This window comes from Mesorhizobium sp. YM1C-6-2 (assembly GCF_003666685.1).
In the GTDB taxonomy this organism is placed as follows: Bacteria; Pseudomonadota; Alphaproteobacteria; order Rhizobiales; family Rhizobiaceae; genus Mesorhizobium_K.
In genome coordinates this window covers 62253-79755 of the sequence record NZ_RCIZ01000010.1, presented here as the reverse complement: position 1 = coordinate 79755, position 17503 = coordinate 62253, and the positions used below count along the sequence as shown (strand labels likewise).

The following is a 17503-nucleotide window of genomic DNA, read 5'->3' as shown; positions in this document are numbered from 1 at the left end:
ATGCCGTTCGACCGCGACAGGCTGCTGCTCGAGGCGCAAGGCTTGACCAAGGCCTTCGACCGCAACGTGGTGCTCAAGGACGTCGATTTGACGCTTCATGCCGGCGAAGTGCACGCGATCGTCGGCGAGAACGGAGCCGGGAAATCGACGCTCATCAAGACGCTCGGCGGCGTGCATCGCCCTGAGGCCGGCAAGCTTTTGCTCGACGGACAGGATACGGTCCTTCGCTCGCCCGCCGACGCGATCGGCCGCGGCATCGTGGTCATCCACCAGGAGCTGTCGCTCGCCCCTCACCTCTCGGTGGCCGAAAACATCTTCCTCGGACATTTCCCGCGCACGCGGCTCGGCTTCGTCGATCGACGCAGGATGCGCAGCGAAACGCGCAGCCTGCTTCAACGCCTCAACATCGACATCGACCCGCAGACGCTTGCCGTCGACCTGTCCATCGCACAGCAGCAGATGATCGAGATCGCCAAGGCGATCTCCTTCAACGCCAAGGTGCTGATCCTCGACGAGCCGACGGCAGTGCTCGACGAATCCATGGTCGACACGCTCTTCGACCTCATCGCCAAGCTGAAGGCGGAAGGGCTGGGGATCATCTTCATATCCCATCACCTCGAGGAGATATTCCGGATCGCGGACACGGTGACGGTGCTTCGCGACGGGAAACTCACCGGCGTCAGCGCGGTGGCGGACATCGACCAGAACTGGCTCGTGTCCAAGATGATCGGCCGCGACTTTCCGGAGTTCTCGGCGGGCATGCGCAAGATCGGCGAGCCCGCGCTGGAAGTGAAGGGCCTGACGCTGCCTGGTGTCTTCGAGGACATCACCTTCACCGCCCACAAGGGCGAGATCGTCGGCCTGGCCGGGCTTGTCGGCGCCGGCCGGACGGAAGTCGCGCAGGCGATCTGTGGCGTCACGCAGCCCAGTTCGGGAGAAATCCGCATCTTTGGACGCAAGGTGCGGCTGCGCAATCCCAAGGCTGCGACACGGCTGGCGATGGCGTACGTCAGCGAGGACCGCAAGGCGCTCGGACTGCTTCCAAATCGCCCGGTCAGGGAAAACGCGACGATATCGAAACTCTCACGCTTCCGGCGCTTCGGCTTCCTCCGACTGGGCAAGGAACGCGCCTATGTCGGCGAGATGATCCGCAAGCTCGACATCCGCCTGGCCGGAATGAACGTCGAGATCCGCACCCTCAGCGGGGGCAATCAGCAGAAGGTCCTGATCGGCCGCGCTCTTGCCATCGATCCCCGGATACTGATCTTCGACGAACCCACACGCGGCGTCGACATCGGCGCCAAGAGCGAGATCTACGCGATCATGGAGGAGCTGGTCTCCAAGGGGATCTGCGTGATCCTGATCTCGTCGGAACTGGAGGAGATCCTCCGCCTGTCCGACAAGGTCGTGGTGCTGCGGCGCGGACGCATTGCGACCACGCTCAGCCGCGACGAAGCAAGTGAATCCACCATCATGCATGCAGCCGCCCTTGCGGGTTGAACAACGAGCGGACGGTATTCGATGACGACTGCTTTTTCCTCGAACGTGGCGTCCTTCGCCAGGATCTGGCGGCGCGTCGGCGTCTTCGCCGCGCTCATCCTGCTGATCATCGCCGCATCCATGCTGTCCGACCGCTTCCTGTCGGTTCCCAACCTGCTGAACATCCTGCGGCAGGTGGCGATCGTCGGCATCCTGGCGATCGGCATGACCTTCGTGATCCTGACCAAGGGCATAGACCTCTCGGTCGGCTCGCTGCTCGGCATCTCGGTCGTGCTCTATGCCGGCCTGCTTGAGAACTACAGCATGGCGGTCGCCATCCCGCTCGGGCTCGGCGCAGCCATGCTGGCGGGCCTGGTCAACGGCATCGGCGTCGCCTTCGCGCGCATCCCGCCATTCATCATGACGCTCGGCATGCTGTCCTTCGCCCGAGGCCTTGCCTTCATCTACACGGGCGGCACCCCGATCCCGATCCTCAACGAGAACTTCTACAGCCTCGGCAACGGCTACATAGCCGGCATCCCGATCCCGTCGCTGATCCTGCTTGCGGTGGTCGCCGTCAGCGCGGTCATCCTGTCGCTCACTCCCTTCGGCCGCAGCGTCTACGGCATCGGCTCCAACGAGGAGGCGGCGCGCCTGTCCGGCGTTCCCGTCAACCTCTACAAGGTCATCGTCTACGTGATCTCCGGGCTGGTCTCGGGCCTTGCCGGTCTTGTCTACGCATCGCAGCTCAGCATCGGAACGCCGATCGCCGGACAGGGCTATGAACTCGACGCGATCGCGGCAGTGGTCGTCGGCGGCACCTCCCTCTTCGGCGGCAAGGGCACCGTCGCGGGCACCTTCATCGGCACGCTCATCATCGGCGTGCTGGCGAACATCCTCAACCTGACCGGCGTCGATCCCTATGTGCAGCAGCTCTTCAAGGGCGCGCTGATCGTCGTCGCCGTCTACGTCATGTCCCGAACCGACAGAGCCTGAGCATGCTGGACACACCGGCGACTTCTCCGCTTCCGCTGGCTGACCTGCTGTCGAAGCTCGATGCCGATGTCGAAAGGCTTCGGCCAATCGTCGACGCATACATCACCGGCGAGCGGATGGCCCGCTATCTCAAGGCGATCGCCGACACGCCAGCACCCTCGACGGCCGCGAGCGCCATGCGCGCGCCCGTGTTGCGGGAACTTCTCGAAGCCGACAAGGCGCTGGGCAGCCGGCTCGCGCTGGACGCCAACTATGCGAACACCGGCAGCACCGTCATCCTGACGGGCGCGGATGCCGGCGCGAAGCCGATCTGGTATTTCGCCCATCTCGACACGATCAGCTATCTTGCCGGCCCAGCGGACGGCGAGCGGCAGCCGCTGATACCCTTCTGCTATCATTTGACCCAGGAGGGCCGGCGCGACGCGCTCTGCTATCGCTTCGACCTTCAGAGCGCCCGCTATATGGTAGCCGCTGACGGCTTCCTCGAGTCCGAGGCCGGCCGGCCCTATTTCCGGCCGACCAATCCGTCGTTCAGGCTGCGCAGCGGCGACCGCGTCGTGCCCGTCACCTCCAGCGCGCCGGGCGCCGACGGACACTGGACCGGCCATTTCGACAATGCGGGAGGCGTCGCGGCGCTGGCTGTCGCAGCTCCCGTTCTCGCCGATGCCGGCTTCGACGCCATGCTCGCCTTCCCGGACGAGGAGGAGGGACCGCAGGGTTCGGGCAACCAGGTCATCGGCAGGGGCGGCTCGCGCATCATCGACCGCCTGCCGCCTCCCGACCTCGCCATGATCGCCGACATGCAGCAATCGGGCGACGACGCCCGCCCTGTCGATGCGAAGGACAATACCGTGCGGCTCGGGAAAGGCGCCGTCCTCAGCGAATTCTCGAGCCTGGGCAGGGGCGCGGTGACGCCCCCTCACCTTCTCGGCCTCGCCCGCCACCTGGTTCGCCTGATCGACAAGTGCGGCGTGAAGGTGCAGGAGCCGCAGAACAGCTACACATCCCGCAGCGACGACATCAGCGTGATGCTGAAGACGCCGAACATTCTTCTTCTCGGCTTTCCCGGCCTGGACCGCCATTTCGACGCGGGCCTGCCGAAGGCCAATCTTGAAGACATCGTCAATCTGTCCAAGGCGCTGGTCTACACGGCCCTGCTGCGTCCCATCATCCGCGCCATGTCCGACCAACCGGGGAGCGGCCAGTGATTGAAATCACCACGATCGGCTGGCTGACGATCGACGACATCGTCCTCACCAACGGCACGTGCAAGCTCGGCTCTCGCGGCGGCGGCGCGCTCTATTCGGCGGTCGGCGCGCATATGTGGAACCCGAAAGTCGGGATCCACTCGGTCGCCGGGCGACCGTACTATGAGGAAACGCTGAGCCAGATCGAGGCGCGCGGGATAGATGCGACCAGCATCGTGCGCTCCGAAGGCAACGGGCTCGAGCTCTGGCTGCTTCACGAAAGCGAAATCCACAAGCAGCAGGTCCCGAAACTGTCCTCGTCGAACGCGCTTGGCCTCGACACGGAACGCGGGCCGGTCCGGGGTCCGAATGCGGAAGCGAAGGGATTCCATCTTGCTCCGCAGGGCCCCGAAAGCGGCGTTGCGAACGCACGCCAGATAGCCGCCTTCCCGCAGAAGCCGATCGTGACGATGGACATCCTGGCGGACGGCTTCGTCAACGCCTCGCTTTACCGCGACCTCGACTTCCTGGAACACCTGACGGCATTCCTGCCGAGCGAGATGGAGATCGCCCGAATCTGGCGGCCAAACTCCATTGAAGGCTGGCTGAAGGAGAACGCCGTGCGGCATCGCTGCCATATGGTCGCCAAGCTCGGCGAGCGCGGCGCGCTGGTCTGCGAAGCCGCCACCGGCGTTCTGACGCACGTTCCTGCGTTTCCCGCCACCGTCATCGACACCACTGGCGCGGGCGACGGCTTTTGCGGTGGTTTCGTCGCAGGACTTGTCGCCGGAGAAAGCCCCGTCACCGCCGCCGCCATGGGAACCGTCTCGGCATCCTACGTGGTGGAAACCTACGGCGCCCTCGAGACCTGCATTCCGACCGATGACCAGCGCAAAGCAAGGCTGGATCATGTGAGAGCGGGAACGCGGGCGATTTCCTATTGAAGCAAACTGGACAGAAAAGAATGCAGATTTCCGGCAGCCGCCCCTCGGCGCTCGACACGATCTTCGAAACCAAGATACCGCTGATCGGCGATATCCATCTGCCGCCTCTTCCGGGAACGCCGCGCTATCGCGGCGAGAGCATGGCGTCCATCGTGGATCAGGCGCTTCGCGATGCGGAGGCTTTCGAAAAGGGCGGCGTGGACGGCATCATCATCGAGAACCACGGCGACATCCCGTTCCTGAAACCGGACGAGATCGGACCCGAGATCATTGCCGCCATGTCGGCGATCACCGCGCGCATCGTCGATGCGGCAGGCGTACCGATAGGCGTAAACCTGCTCGCCAACGCGGCGATCGGCGCGCTCGCCATCGCCAAGGCGGGCGGCGCGCGTTTCATCCGCGTCAATCAGTGGGTGAACGCCTACATCGCGAATGAGGGGCTGGTCGAAGGCGAAAGCGCGCGCGCCTTGCGCTTTCGCAAGCAGATCGACGCCACTGATGTAGCCATCTTCGCCGACGTGCACGTCAAGCATGGGTCGCATGCGATCGTCGCCGACAGGCCGGTCAGCGAGCAGGCCAGCGATGTCGAGTTCTATGACGCCGATGTTGCGATTGCCACGGGCAACCGGACGGGCGATGAAGTACCCGAGCGTGAGATCTCTTCGATCCGCGAGGGAACCCGCCTGCCCGTCATCGCCGGCAGCGGCATCACTCCCGCCAACGCGCCGAGGGTGCTGCCGTTGCTCGACGGCGCCATCGTCGGCTCAAGCCTCAAAGAGGGTGGCGTGTGGTGGAACCCGGTCGAGCTCGAAAGGGTCAAGGCGCTCGTGGAGGCTGTGAAGCCGCTGCGCGAAAGCCGCTGAAAGGAGCAAGCCGCTCGATGGTGACGTCCGACCTGAAATCGCTCTACGAAGAGAGCGACGCCCTCCAGCTTGCGGCTCACGTCCGCGCCGGAGACGTGACCGCGGCGGAACTGGTGGAGGCCGCGATCACGGCGATAGAGGAGCGCAACGGCGACCTCAACGCGGTGGTGATCAAGACCTACGAGATCGGTCGGGCTGCCGCGAAAAGTCCCACGGGCGGTGCTTTTGCAGGCGTGCCATTCCTGCTCAAGAACATCGGTTCGATGTGGGAGGGAACGCCGCTGACCAACGGCTTCTCCTACATGAAGGACTATGTCTGCGACTACGACACGGAGATGGTCCGCAAGATCAAGGACGCAGGCTTCCTGCTTCTCGGGCGGACCAACACGCCCGAAGGCGGCTGGTGCATCGCGACCGAACCGAGGCTCTATGGCCCGGCGCGAAATCCCTGGAATGCGGCCGTGACGCCGGGCGGTTCGAGCGGCGGGGCGGCGGCGGCCGTCGCCTCGCGCATGGTTCCGCTGGCCGAGGCGTCCGACGGGGGCGGCTCCATCCGCGTGCCTGCCTCGTGCTGCGGCCTTGTCGGCCTGAAGCCGTCGCGCGGCAGGATCACCTACGGCCCACAGGTTCCCGATGTCTGGATGGGCAGCGTCTCGACCTTCTGCGTGACGCGCACCGTTCGCGACACGGCCGCTTATCTCGATGCAGTCGCGGGCACGCTGCCGGGCGACGCCTATGTCGCGTCGCGGCCGAAAGAATCCTGGCTAGAACTGAGCGCCCAGGCGCCCGCACGCCTGCGCATCGGCTATACGATGAAGCCGGCGTGGAACGACCAATTCGATCCCGACGTCGCCGCGGCCATGCAGGCGACGCTGAAGCGCCTGCAATCGCTCGGCCATGACGTGGAAGAACATGACCTTGGCGCGGATCTCAATGCGGCCTGGGCGCAGTACAACACCATAAACGCGGTCGAAATGGCGACGGACTTCGACCGGCTCGCGGTGCTGTTCGGACGTCCCGTACGCGAGGACGAGCTGGCTCCGGTGAACGGGGCGCTGATCGAGAAAGGCCGCGCGCTTTCGGCCCGCGACTATTCGCGGGGCATCGCCGCCATCCGGCTGGCCAGCCATCAAATCGCCAACGACATTGCCGGCTATGATGTCTTCATCACCCCGACATTAACCCAGAAACCCAGGCCTGTCGGCTATTGGTCGATGGAGGAGACGGACCTCGACCGCTACTTGGATCGATGGTCCGACGCCGGCTACATGTTCTGCTTCAACCTTTCCGGCCTGCCGGCAATGTCGGTGCCGGTCGCGCTGACGAACGACACGGTGCCGGTCGGGCTCCAGCTCGTCGGCCGCCACGGCGACGAAGCGACCTTGCTGCAGCTCGCGCAACAGCTTGAGCATGAAATCCGCTGGCAGGACCGCCGCCCGAAGCCAATTTGACGGTTTGAACGGGCGGTCCTGGCGGTCCCTTTTCGCTTACTTGAATCCGAGGCTGGGGACCGGCGGGCGCGATCCGTGCGGCAGGTCTGCAACGATCCGCTTGCCGTACATGATCTTCCGCGAGGATTCGTCGATCAGGCTTGGCAGCGTGGATTCCACATAGGCCATGCCTTGCTGCCTCGTCGTCTCCATCCAGGCGTCGAAATCCTCCACCTCGATGTCCTCGACGATCTGGAGAAACGGTTCGCCGCCGGTCTCCGAGCCAAGCATTTCGTAGATCTCGAAACGTATCATGCCGGGCTGGCCGGGCGTGATCCGCTGGTCGATCTCCTTCGACCAGAGCCGGTACTGCTCCATCGTCACGCCTGGCTTGAGATTGTACATCACATACATCTTGTGCATTGCTGATAAATCCAATGAAATCGATTACATGATAGCAATAGCAACCCTGCATCGCGTGTCAACGGATGATGCGGACGCTCAGGTAATGGTGGCTTTGGCGGGCTTCTTCCGCGCCTTGGCGAGGGGGCGCCGGTCGCGCGCGACGAGCTCGGCATCCAGGATGACGTGCTTGACGGGCTCTTCCTTGCGGATGCAGGCGATCAGCAGCCGTGCCGCCTCCTGCCCGATGCGGTAGGCCGGCTGCCGGACGAGGGACAGGTACGGGTGGAGTTCGAGCGCCCATGGCAGTTCGTCGAACCCTATGATGTTGATGTCGTCAGGGATGCTGACGCCCATCTCCTGCAGCGCCCGCAACGCGCCTACGGCCATGCGGTTGTTGGTGACGAACAGGCCGTCCGGCCGCGTCTTCAGGCCGAGCAGCCGCCGCGTGGCCTTGTAGCCGCCGTCCTCGAGGTAGTTGGCATAGATGACGAGCTTCGGCTCTTCCTGGATTCCGGCTTCCGCGATAGCCCGGCGATAGCCCTCGACGCGGTCCGCCGCGGTCGAGTTCTCGGCCGGGCCGGTGATGCAGGCGATCCGCGTGCAGCCCTTGCCGATGAGATGGTTGGTTGCCAGCGCGCCGGCGTCCTTGTTGTCGACCAGCACGGAACCGGTCGCCGCGGCGAGCGCCATGTCGACAGCGATGACGGGCAAGCCGCGCGCGACCAGGTTGGAGATGTCGGTGCGGTGCGCCGACGCCGGGCTGATGATGATGCCCGACGCGTTCTGGTCCTCGACGACCCTGAGATATTCGCGCTCCTTCTCGATGTCGCGGTCGGCATTGCACAGGATCACCGAATAGCCGGCGAGCCGCGCCGAATCCTCAACGCCCCGGCAAACCGCTGTATAGAAGGGGTTCTCTATATCGGTGATGATCAGGGCGATGACCTGGCTCGCCTGCCGCCGCAGCCCCCGTGCGACGAGGTTGGGGCGGTAGCCCAGCTTTTCCACCGCCGCCAGCACGAGCATCCGCGTCTTCGGATCGACCTCGGCCGAACCGGTGAGCACGCGGGAAACCGTCGCCGACGACACCCCCGCCTCCCGGGAGACGTCCAACATCGTCACCACTGAATGTCACTCCGGCATCTGCGTTCGGCGCCCCCGAAAACCGATGAACGGACGCCCGAACCAGCCAGGACCTGAGATTGGCTGGTTCGAGCAGGAACTAGCACAGAGGTCAGGCGTCAGCCAGCCACCCGGCCAATTGCGACCAGAAGGTCGCGTAGTGGCGCCATGCCATGAATTCCGGGCTGCCCCAATGCGGCGAGCAATCCGATGCGAAGGCGCCGACGCGCCCCTTGCCGTGCTGCCCGACCACCAGGAACGGATCGTCGCCGACCGACAGCAGCACGTCGCTGCCGGCCTTGGCCTTGAACTGGTTGTAGCCGAGGAAATAAGGCCAGTCGCCGTCGATGCCCTTCAGGACGGCATGGTCCTTGGCGACGATCGGGTTGACGCCTTCGGGCTCCTCGATGCGGTCGTCGCTGCGGGCGATCTCGACCGGCAGCGCGTCGGCGAGCGGGCTCATCGCATAGCGCCCGCGGCCCTCGAAGCCGGCGAACGACATGAAGCCGCCGATCATCAGCAGGCCGCCGCCCTGTTCGGCAAACCTGGCCAGCGAACGCAGGCGGTTCGGGCGGCGCTCGCCCTTGACGAACACCGCATGCGGCAGGAGCAGCGAGTCCGCCGGGATGTCGCTCAAAACGACGAGGTCGAAGCGGTCGGCGAACTCCTCGGTCGTGTAAGGAAAGCCTTCCACGGCCTCGTGGTTGCGCACATAGGTGACGTCGAAACCGGCGTCCTTGAGCACGCCGAGCAGCACCGTCGCGCCCTCCTCATAGCCCGAGGTCGTGTAGGACGCCGCGCCCTTCGTATGGATCCCGTAGGTCGCCCAGCTTTCGCCGGCGAAGAGTATGCGCTTGTTGGACATATGAATTCCTTTCTGTTTCGCGTCGGCCGAGATCTACCCGACCGAATCCTTCCGGGCTATCGCCCGTTTTCGTCGAGTTCGATGCTGGAGGACAAGAACCTCTCCAGCGTTCCGGCATGAGCGACCACTTCGGCGATTTCCACTGCCTCGTCGATCTTGTGGATGCGGTTGACGTCGCCGGGGCCGAAGATGACCGTCGGGCATTTCAGCAGGCGGCTGATCAGCCGCCCGTCCGAGCCGGCCGGAAAGCCACGCGGGTCGACCTGCTGCCGGCCGAGGGCGCGGGCAAGCGCCCGGATCGGACCGAGTTCCGGGTCGGTCGAGAAGGGATGCACGTTGTGCAGTTCATGGTACTGCATGATGATCGCCGGATGCTGCCGCTTGCGCCAATCGGCGATGATCGCGTCGATCTCCTGGATGACCAGAGGCTCGTCGACCGGATGATAGGTGAAGCACACTTCCATCTCGCAGTCGGGCGCGACGCTGGTGGCGCCGATCCCGCCCCGCATCAGGCCGATATTGACCGAGGCTGGCCCGAGCAGCGGATGCACCTGCCGATGTGGCATCTCGGCCCATTTGCCGAGGCGGTTGGCAAGGTCTATCGCCGCCTCGACAGCGCTGACGCCGGCATGCTTCATGTTCGCATGCGACTGGACGCCGCCGAAGCTGAAGTGCATCGCGCGGCTGCCTACCTGCGCCGTCGCGATCTCGACCTTGGTCGGCTCGCAGACGATAGCGAAATCGGGGATCCGTCCCTTGTCCAGCAATTCATCGACGCAGGCGAGCGTGCCGGTACCGCCGCCATCCTCCTCGTCGGGAACCGACTGGATCTCGACATATCCTCGGAGCGTGCCGGCAGCCCTTGCCCGCGCCACGGCCGCTATGGCGCCGACGACGCCAGCCTTCATGTCCGCCGAGCCGAGGCCGTTCATCCAGCCGTCGGTGATGCGCGGCTCGTACGGATCGATCGCCCAGCCGGCCGTCGCCGGCACGGTGTCGACATGGCCGTTGAGCACGACGAAGGGTCCCGATGCCGGGTCGCCCCACGAGCCGACCACGGCGAACATGCCTTCCGTCGGCGTCGGCGTCTTGAAGCCGTAGCGTTGTTCGAGCTTTGCCGCGTCGACCGGGACGACACGCACGTCGTCGGCTCCCGCTTCGACCATCAGGCGCTTGACGATCTCCTGAACGGCCGCCTCCTTACCGGACAGCGACGCCGTCGAGACGAGCGCGGCGAGCGCGCTCGTGATCCATGCCTCATCTCCGATCATCGTGAAGACCTCGCGCGTAGGCGGTCGAGCAGGACCGCAAGGATGATGATCGCTCCGGAGAGGATCTGAATGATGAAGGAATTGACGCCGATGAGGTTCAGCCCGTTCTGCAGCACCGCAAGGATGAGCGCCCCGAAAAGGGTGCCGAACACGCTGCCCCTGCCCCCGAACAGGCTCGCGCCGCCGAGGATCACCGCGGCGATCGCATCGAGCTCGAGCCCTTGCGAGGAGGTCGGCAGGCCGGCGCCGAGCCGGCCGAGCAGCACCACGGCGGCAAGCCCGCAGAGCGCCCCGCTGATGGTGAAGACCGCGAACTTCGTCCAGGCGACCGGCACGCCGGCGATGTGCGACGACGTCTCGTTGCCGCCAATGGCGTAGATGTGGCGCCCCAGCACCGTCTTGGACAGGAGGAGCGCCACGACGACGAAGACGATGGCGGTGACGATCAACGGCACCGGGAATCCGCCGACTATGCCGAAGCCCAGGTAGCGCACGTCGTCCGGCACGCCGGCGATCGGATAGCCGCCGGTGAAGGTAAGCGCGGCGCCGCGCAGCACCGTCATCATGCCGAGCGTGACGATGAAGGAATTGATGCCCGCCCAGGCGACGAGCGCTCCCTTCACCGCCCCGATCAGGGCGCCGAGCGCGACAACGGCTGCGACCGTCGACACCGCGTCCAGCCCGCCGGCCGTGGCCAGACTCGCGCCGACCACCGCGCAGAGCGCCAGCGCCGAACCGACGGAAAGGTCGATATTGCCTGACAGGATGATCATCGTCATGCCGCAGGCGACGATGATCAGCACGGCGGCCTGGCGGCCGACATTGAGCAGGTTGCTGGAGGTGAAGAACTGCGGCTCGATCACCGCGAGCACCAGGCAGATGATGACGAGCGCCGCAAGCGCCGTCCCGCCGAACGCATCGCTCTTGACCAGGATCGAACGGAGCGAGAGCGCCCCGCCCTTGCCTTCCTTGACGGCGGCGCTGCTCATGCCGCCACCGCCGTCATGGCGCGAAGCAGATTTTCTCTGTTCATTTCCGTCTTTTCCATCTCCGCCACCGAGGCGCCGTCACGCATGACGACGACCCGGTCGGCAAGTCCCAGAACCTCGGTCAGGTCCGACGACACGATCAGGCATGCGCCGCCGGCCGCCACATATTCGTCGAGCAGCCTGTAGAACTCGGCGCGCGCGCCGACGTCGATGCCGACCGTCGGCTCGTCTATCAGCAACAATTGCGTGGAGCGCGCCAGCCAGCGGCCGAGCACGACCTTCTGCTGGTTACCGCCCGACAACGTGCCGACGCTGGTGTTGGGCGACGACGTCTTGATGCGCAGGGACCGGATCGCATCCTGCACCAGCCTGCGCTCCCTGCCCGCCGACATGAAACCGTAGCGCCGCATCGCCGGCTCGTTGCCGAGCACGAGATTGGCCGAGACGCCGAGATCGAGCACGAGGCCCTGCTGCTTGCGGTCTTCCGACACGAAGCCCAGACCCTCACTGATCGATTGGCGCGGCGAGTGCGGCGTGAAGGCAGCGCCCTTGAAGCTGATGCTGCCGGACGCAAAGCGGTCGAGCCCGAACACCGCCCGCAGGAGTTCGGTGCGCCCCGATCCGACAAGCCCGGCGATGCAGACGATCTCGCCGCGCCTCACATGCAGGTCGACCCCGTTCAGCCGGCCGGACCGCAGTTCAGAGACACGCAGGATCTCGTCGCTGGAGGCGGTGCGGCTGCGCGGGTAGCCGGCATCGAGCGTGCGCCCGATCATATGGCGCACGACGGTCTGGATGTCCTTCAGGCCGACCTCGTGCGCAACGACCGTGCCGTCCCTCAGGACGGTGATCTCGTCGCTCAGCGCCAGCGCATGTTCCAGGTCATGGCTGATGTAGATGACGGCGAACCCCTCGGCCCTGAGACGCCTGATCTGCGAGAAGAGCCTTTCGCATTCGGGCGGCGTCAGCGACGTCGTCGGTTCGTCGAAGATGATGAGACGCGCCTCGCGACCGATCGCCCGCGCGATCTCGAGGAACTGCTGCTCGGCGGGGCTGAGGTCCCTGACCATCGCGGCCGGATCGACGTCGAGACCGACGCTCGCCAGCAACTCCCTGGCGCGGCGGTTGCAGGCATTGCGGCTGAAGGTCGACCAGTTCGAGCCGAGCTGGCCGAGAAAGAGGTTCTCCGCGACCGTGAGGTCGTCCACCAGCGTGCGGTGCTGATGCACCACGGCGATGCCCCTGCGCTCCGCGTCGACGGGGGCCTTCAGCCGCACCGGCAGGCCGTCGAAGAGGATCTGGCCGTCATCCGGTGTGTAGATGCCGCTGATGATCTTGACCAGGGTCGACTTGCCGGCGCCGTTCTCGCCTAGCAGGGCATGGACCTTGCCCGGGAAGAAAGAGATCGAGACGTCCCGGGCGGCGATGACGCCCGGGAATTTCTTGGTCACTCCGCGCAGTTCGACAAACGGCGCAATGTCGGTCATGCGTCTTTTGCTCCGCTGCGCAGGCGTGGCTGCTTACTTGGCGTAGTCCGTATGGTTGGAGCTGTCCACCAGCACGACCGGCACCGGTATGAACTTGTCCACGGTTTCGCCCTTCAGCACCGAAAGCGCGGTCCTGGTGACGATCTTGCCCATGCCGACCGGGTCCTGCGCGACGGTCGCCTTGAAGGCGGAATTGCCCTTGGCGATTTCGGAGATGCCCTCGCTGCTGGCGTCGAAGCCGATGATGTTCATGGTGTCCTGACGACCGGCGGCGATCACCGCCTGCAACGCGCCGAGCGCCATCTCGTCGTTCACGGCGAAAATGCCGACGGCGTTGGGATGCGCCTGCAGCAGGTCCTCGGCGACCGCCTGGGCCTTCTCGCGCTTGGAATCACCGCTCTGGCTCGCCACGACCTTCACGTCGGGCGCGATCTCGGCGAGCTTTTCGACAAAACCCTTCTCGCGGTCGACGACCGATACGATGGCCGGGTTGTTGATGACCAGCACCTCGCCCTTGTTGCCGAGGAGCTCGGCCATCTTCTGCGCGGCGATCTCGCCGCCAAAATGGTTGTCCGAAGCGATGTGGGCGACCTGGCCGACATCGGCCGTCACGGCGATGTCGACGGTGATCAGCGGGATGCCGGCGGACGTCACCAGGCGGGCAGCGGCCTCGCCGGCGGTCGAGTCGATCGGCACCATCGTCACGAGGTTCACGCCCTTGGCGACGAAGTCCTCCATCTGCGCGGTCTGTGCCGCGAGATCGCCATTGGGGTCGCGGAAGTCGAAGGTGACCTGATCGCCGCCCTCTTCCTTCATGCCGGCCTCGATGTCCTGGTAGAATTCGAAGCTGCGGCTGTAGGTGGTGGCGCCGATCGTGTAGGCGTCTTGCGCTAGTGAGGCGGCGGACATGCCCAGTTGGGCGAGTGAAGACACGGCAAGCGCCGCGAGCAGTCTGTTCCCGAGTTTCATTGTGTTTGGCCTTTCGAAATCGCTGAGGATCAAGTCATGTTGATGAGCTAGGCTCGCGCATGAAATCGATTACATCGGCAATTGTCAATGCCCTGCACGCTCCAAGTAGGTTGGTTACAGAATATTCCTCTGAGCAATTTTGGACGTCGATACACGTCCAGGGGCTGCGGCCATAGAAGCGAAAACTAGCCAAACCACAATGGCGTTGAGCCCCTATCGTCTGAATTGATTCTCTTTCCATCGATCGTCGATCTCAATCTCAAATCTCGGAGAGATCGGGCGCGCCCGCGCCACGGGATAGGTCACCATTTCCTCGATCGTTTTCGGCCTTGGCTAGAAAGCGGAAACCGGCGGCATGACGGTGCCGCCCATCGCGGTCAGTCCGAGGATGTTGTGACAGTGGCCGAGATGCAGTGGCGTTTCGCGGAAGAGTACTAGCCGCACGCGATACGACGAGATGGGTTTCGATATCTAGCTGATGCAACAGCTTGAGAAGGCAACTGCACAGTCGAAGCCCGATGCACCGGTGACGCCGACCGTGGGGGCGTCACGATCAATACTCCGCAAGCTGCGCGCGAACTGACGACAGGATATCCTCGGGGGCACGGGCGAATTCGGAGAGCGAGCCTCGGTCGCCGTCGCCGGGACGGGTGCAGGCGACGAGACCGATCTTGGTGACTGTCAGGTCTTCATGCACGGGATCGCAGCGGTCGGCCTTCATGCCCGGCAGAACCACCATGTCCTCGTGCCCGCGGAAACGCGCAGCGAGAGACCACTCGACCGCGGTCGGATCCTCCGGATCGATGTCGTCCTCCACGACGGTCACCAGCTTGAACAGATTGACCTGGCCCATGGCCAGGATGACGGCGCGCTTGCCTTCGCCGAGCCGCGGCCGGTGCATGCTGATGATCGCATGCAAGCGGCCCATGCCGCCATCCGTGACCAAGACCCGGCGCACCGCCGGGATCGCCCGCTGCAAAGCCTGGCAAGCCACCGCCTCGATCGCCAGCGCGCCGAGCAGGCAGTGCTCGGCGGCGTATCCGGGCAGGATTGCCTGGTACGCGGCGTCACGGCGATGAGTGACGCAGGTGATGGCGCCTCCCGTGCCGGCGCCATAGCGGACATAGAAGCCGTGGAACTCGGATACGTCGCCCTCCTCGATCGGGTCGGCATTGTCGATATGGCCTTCCAGGACGATATCGGCGCCTGCGGGCACTTCGAGCGGTACCGTCCTGCAGCGTACGAGTTCGAGCGGCTCGCCAAGCAACCCGCCAACGACATCGTACTCGTCGTCGCCCAGCCCGAGATACATCTGCGAACCGAGCAGGACGGCCGGGTGATTGCCGATCGCGACCGCGATGGGCAGCTTCTGCCCGAGCCTGCGTGCCTTCTCGGCCAGCAGGTTGAGATGATGGTTCTTGGCGATCCCGACCATGACGCGGCCGCCGCCCTCGAGGCGCAGCCTGGCGATCGAGACATTCCTGCGCCCGGTTTCGGGGTCGCGGGCGACAATCACTCCGGCGGTGACATAGGGGGCGGCTTCGTGTTCGAACCAGGTCGGCACGGGAAGGATGCGGCCAAGGTCGATATCGTTCTCATGCACGACCTCCTGCACCGGCGCCTTTTCGACGAGGACAGGCTGGATAGGCCTGTCCAGTGCCTCGAGGATCACCTGGTGGAGGCGTGGTTTCTCCACGCCGAGCAGTCTCGCGACGCGTTCCCGGGAATTCATGATGTTGCCGACGACGGGCATGCCGTGGCCCTTCACCGCGGTGAAAAGCTGCGGCTGCTCCCTGTCGCGCAGGGAGAGCACCGCTCCTAGCTCGAAGCGTGGATCGACGCCGCGCTCGACGCGGTGCAGATCGCCCGCAGCCTTGAGCCGTTCGATGACGCCGCGAAAGCTCTGGTCCGTTACCGCCATCATCCTTTCCTCACGCCAACGACCCGGTGACGCCGAACTCCGCCTTCAGCATCCCGACGATCTCGCCGAGATCGAAGACCTTCTGGCCTTCCGTGCCGATCGGCAGCGCGGGCAGGATGCGTTCCACAACCGGCCTCAGTCCATCGCCCAGGGTCGCGACGTCAAGGGCGCGGCGATGAATGGCCCAGACCGCGCATGCGGCCTCGATGGCGACCACCGTCCAGGCCGGCTCGAGCATGCGCACCGTCTCGGCGACCGACTGCGGCGCGTTGCCCGCGACATCCTCGACCCCGTCGTCGAGCTGTCCGGAATAGTTGAGCATGGCGGGATGGGCGGCCTGGCGCACCGCGCCGACAGTGGCGCCGGCGATATGGCCGAAATTGAGGAACTGAACGCCGCCGATGGCACCGGGCTCCGCAGCGAGGCTGGTCGGCAGGCCGGTGAAACCCGGCCACTGAATCTTGTGAATGCGCTGCCCGGCAGCCTCGATCACCTTGGCGACCGCCTGGCGAAGCGTGTCCATGGCGAGTGCGCAGGCCGTGGTCTCCATGTTTCCGTGCGAGATGAAATCACCGGTGGCGGTGTCGATCATCGGATTGTCGCAGGCCGCGCCCAGTTCCGTCTCGAAGATCGCATGGGCAAAGTCGTAGGCCGCCTCGGCGGCGCCATGGATCTGCGGGATGCAGCGGAAACTCAGCGGGTCCTGCAGGAAGCGCGCCTCGCCTGGCTGCCAGAGCCTGCTGTTGGCCAGCGCCGCCCTCAGCGCCTTGCCCGCACGGATCTGGCCGGGCTGGCCCCGCGCCAGGTCGACCTTCTCGCTCCAGGATCGCAGGTTGCCACGCAGGCCCTCCATCGACATGGCGCCGGCCAGGGTGGCCGCGTCGAGCAACGCGCGCAGCTCACGGACGGCCAGAACGCCCTCGGCCAGCATCAGGCTGTTGGAATTGAGCAGCGACACCGCCTCCTTGGCAGCAAGGCCGTCGAGCGGCTCCGGGCCATGCCCGCCTGCCTGAGCGCCGTCCCGTCCGATCAGCGGCACGGCCATCTGGCTCATCGCGACGATGTCGGAGGCCCCCACGGACATGCCGAGCCTTGCGCCCGGCAGGTCGTCGACCCGCAACCGCGCCAGGAGGCTCTCGACCAGTTCGAGACGAACCCCGGACCGTCCGCGGGCAAAGAGCGAGAGCTGGATGGCGAGCGCCGCACGCACCACCTGCGGCGGCGCGTTGCGGCCGGGCGCAAGCGTCGCATGCGCGGTGATCATGAGATCGTTGTAACGAGCGATCGCCTCGGGATCGACGGCGAAGTCCTTCTGGCTGCCCACGCCTGTCGTGATGCCATAAGCGGGGATCTTCCCATCCACCAGCCGGTCGACCACGGCGCGCGCCTTGCGGACCGCCTCGCGGCCATCGGTCGACAGGGTGACGATCGCCCTGCGGTCGGCGATGGCGCCGACATCGTCGACTGTCAGCGGCTTCATGCCCACGGAAACGATCATCGGCGTCATCGGCAGTCCCTCATTCTGTGACGAGCTTAGTAAGCTTGTTGGTGGAACAGGATATGCTAAAAACCGGA

At 65.2% G+C, this 17503-nt stretch carries 15 protein-coding genes; 6 read left to right on the top strand and 9 right to left on the bottom strand.

All coding sequences use genetic code 11. The features are described from left to right. Genes D8676_RS21265 through D8676_RS21240 form a run of 6 tightly spaced genes read left to right on the top strand, consistent with a single transcriptional unit; the run spans nt 1 to nt 6920 of the window. Nucleotides 1–1500, top strand: a complete 1500-nt coding sequence (locus D8676_RS21265; protein WP_121583107.1) for a sugar ABC transporter ATP-binding protein — start codon at nt 1–3, stop codon at nt 1498–1500. A gap of 21 nt (nt 1501–1521) precedes the next feature. Beyond that, nucleotides 1522–2475, top strand: coding sequence for an ABC transporter permease (locus D8676_RS21260; RefSeq protein WP_121583106.1), 954 nt, complete (start codon nt 1522–1524; stop codon nt 2473–2475). 2 nt (nt 2476–2477) lie between these two features. Further along, on the top strand, nt 2478–3683 hold the full coding sequence (locus tag D8676_RS21255; protein WP_121583105.1) for a M20/M25/M40 family metallo-hydrolase: 1206 nt from the start codon (nt 2478–2480) through the stop codon (nt 3681–3683). Continuing rightward, nucleotides 3680–4606 carry a PfkB family carbohydrate kinase gene (locus D8676_RS21250; protein WP_121583104.1) on the top strand — a complete coding sequence of 309 codons (927 nt, stop codon included), beginning with the start codon at nt 3680–3682 and terminating at the stop codon, nt 4604–4606. Before D8676_RS21255 ends, D8676_RS21250 begins: the two co-directional genes overlap by 4 nt. Before the next feature lie 20 nt (nt 4607–4626). Then, nucleotides 4627–5469: a BtpA/SgcQ family protein gene (locus tag D8676_RS21245; RefSeq protein ID WP_121583103.1), complete on the top strand. Its 843-nt coding sequence runs from the start codon at nt 4627–4629 to the stop codon at nt 5467–5469. A 17-nt stretch (nt 5470–5486) separates the two neighbouring features. Beyond that, on the top strand, nt 5487–6920 hold the full coding sequence (locus D8676_RS21240) for an amidase (protein WP_121583102.1): 1434 nt from the start codon (nt 5487–5489) through the stop codon (nt 6918–6920). A 36-nt stretch (nt 6921–6956) separates the two neighbouring features. Here the strand turns inward: D8676_RS21240 and D8676_RS21235 are convergent, their stop codons facing one another. The 9 genes from D8676_RS21235 to D8676_RS21195 form a co-directional block, all read right to left on the bottom strand. Beyond that, complete coding sequence (locus tag D8676_RS21235; RefSeq protein ID WP_121583101.1) at nt 6957–7322, bottom strand: hypothetical protein; 366 nt, start codon at nt 7320–7322, stop codon at nt 6957–6959. Nucleotides 7323–7400: 78 nt separating this feature from the next. Further along, nucleotides 7401–8420, bottom strand: a complete 1020-nt coding sequence (locus D8676_RS21230) for a LacI family DNA-binding transcriptional regulator (RefSeq protein ID WP_121583100.1) — start codon at nt 8418–8420, stop codon at nt 7401–7403. Between the two features lie 118 nt (nt 8421–8538). Next, nucleotides 8539–9291, bottom strand: coding sequence for a glutamine amidotransferase (locus D8676_RS21225; protein WP_121583099.1), 753 nt, complete (start codon nt 9289–9291; stop codon nt 8539–8541). Nucleotides 9292–9347: 56 nt separating this feature from the next. After that, nucleotides 9348–10562 (bottom strand): M20/M25/M40 family metallo-hydrolase, encoded by a 1215-nt coding sequence (locus D8676_RS21220; protein ID WP_121583098.1) that lies wholly within the window; start codon nt 10560–10562, stop codon nt 9348–9350. Next, a complete protein-coding gene (locus tag D8676_RS21215; RefSeq protein WP_121583097.1) occupies nt 10559–11551 on the bottom strand; it encodes an ABC transporter permease in 993 nt (330 codons plus the stop codon). The genes D8676_RS21220 and D8676_RS21215 overlap by 4 nt, the downstream gene beginning before the upstream one ends. Continuing rightward, complete coding sequence (locus D8676_RS21210; protein ID WP_121583096.1) at nt 11548–13038, bottom strand: sugar ABC transporter ATP-binding protein; 1491 nt, start codon at nt 13036–13038, stop codon at nt 11548–11550. The genes D8676_RS21215 and D8676_RS21210 overlap by 4 nt, the downstream gene beginning before the upstream one ends. Nucleotides 13039–13071: 33 nt before the next feature. Continuing rightward, nucleotides 13072–14007 carry a substrate-binding domain-containing protein gene (locus D8676_RS21205; protein WP_121583095.1) on the bottom strand — a complete coding sequence of 312 codons (936 nt, stop codon included), beginning with the start codon at nt 14005–14007 and terminating at the stop codon, nt 13072–13074. A 553-nt stretch (nt 14008–14560) separates the two neighbouring features. Next, nucleotides 14561–15931, bottom strand: coding sequence for a UbiD family decarboxylase (locus D8676_RS21200; protein ID WP_245427029.1), 1371 nt, complete (start codon nt 15929–15931; stop codon nt 14561–14563). A gap of 7 nt (nt 15932–15938) precedes the next feature. Further along, nucleotides 15939–17435, bottom strand: a complete 1497-nt coding sequence (locus tag D8676_RS21195; RefSeq protein ID WP_121583093.1) for an aromatic amino acid ammonia-lyase — start codon at nt 17433–17435, stop codon at nt 15939–15941. Nucleotides 17436–17503: the final 68 nt, after the last annotated feature.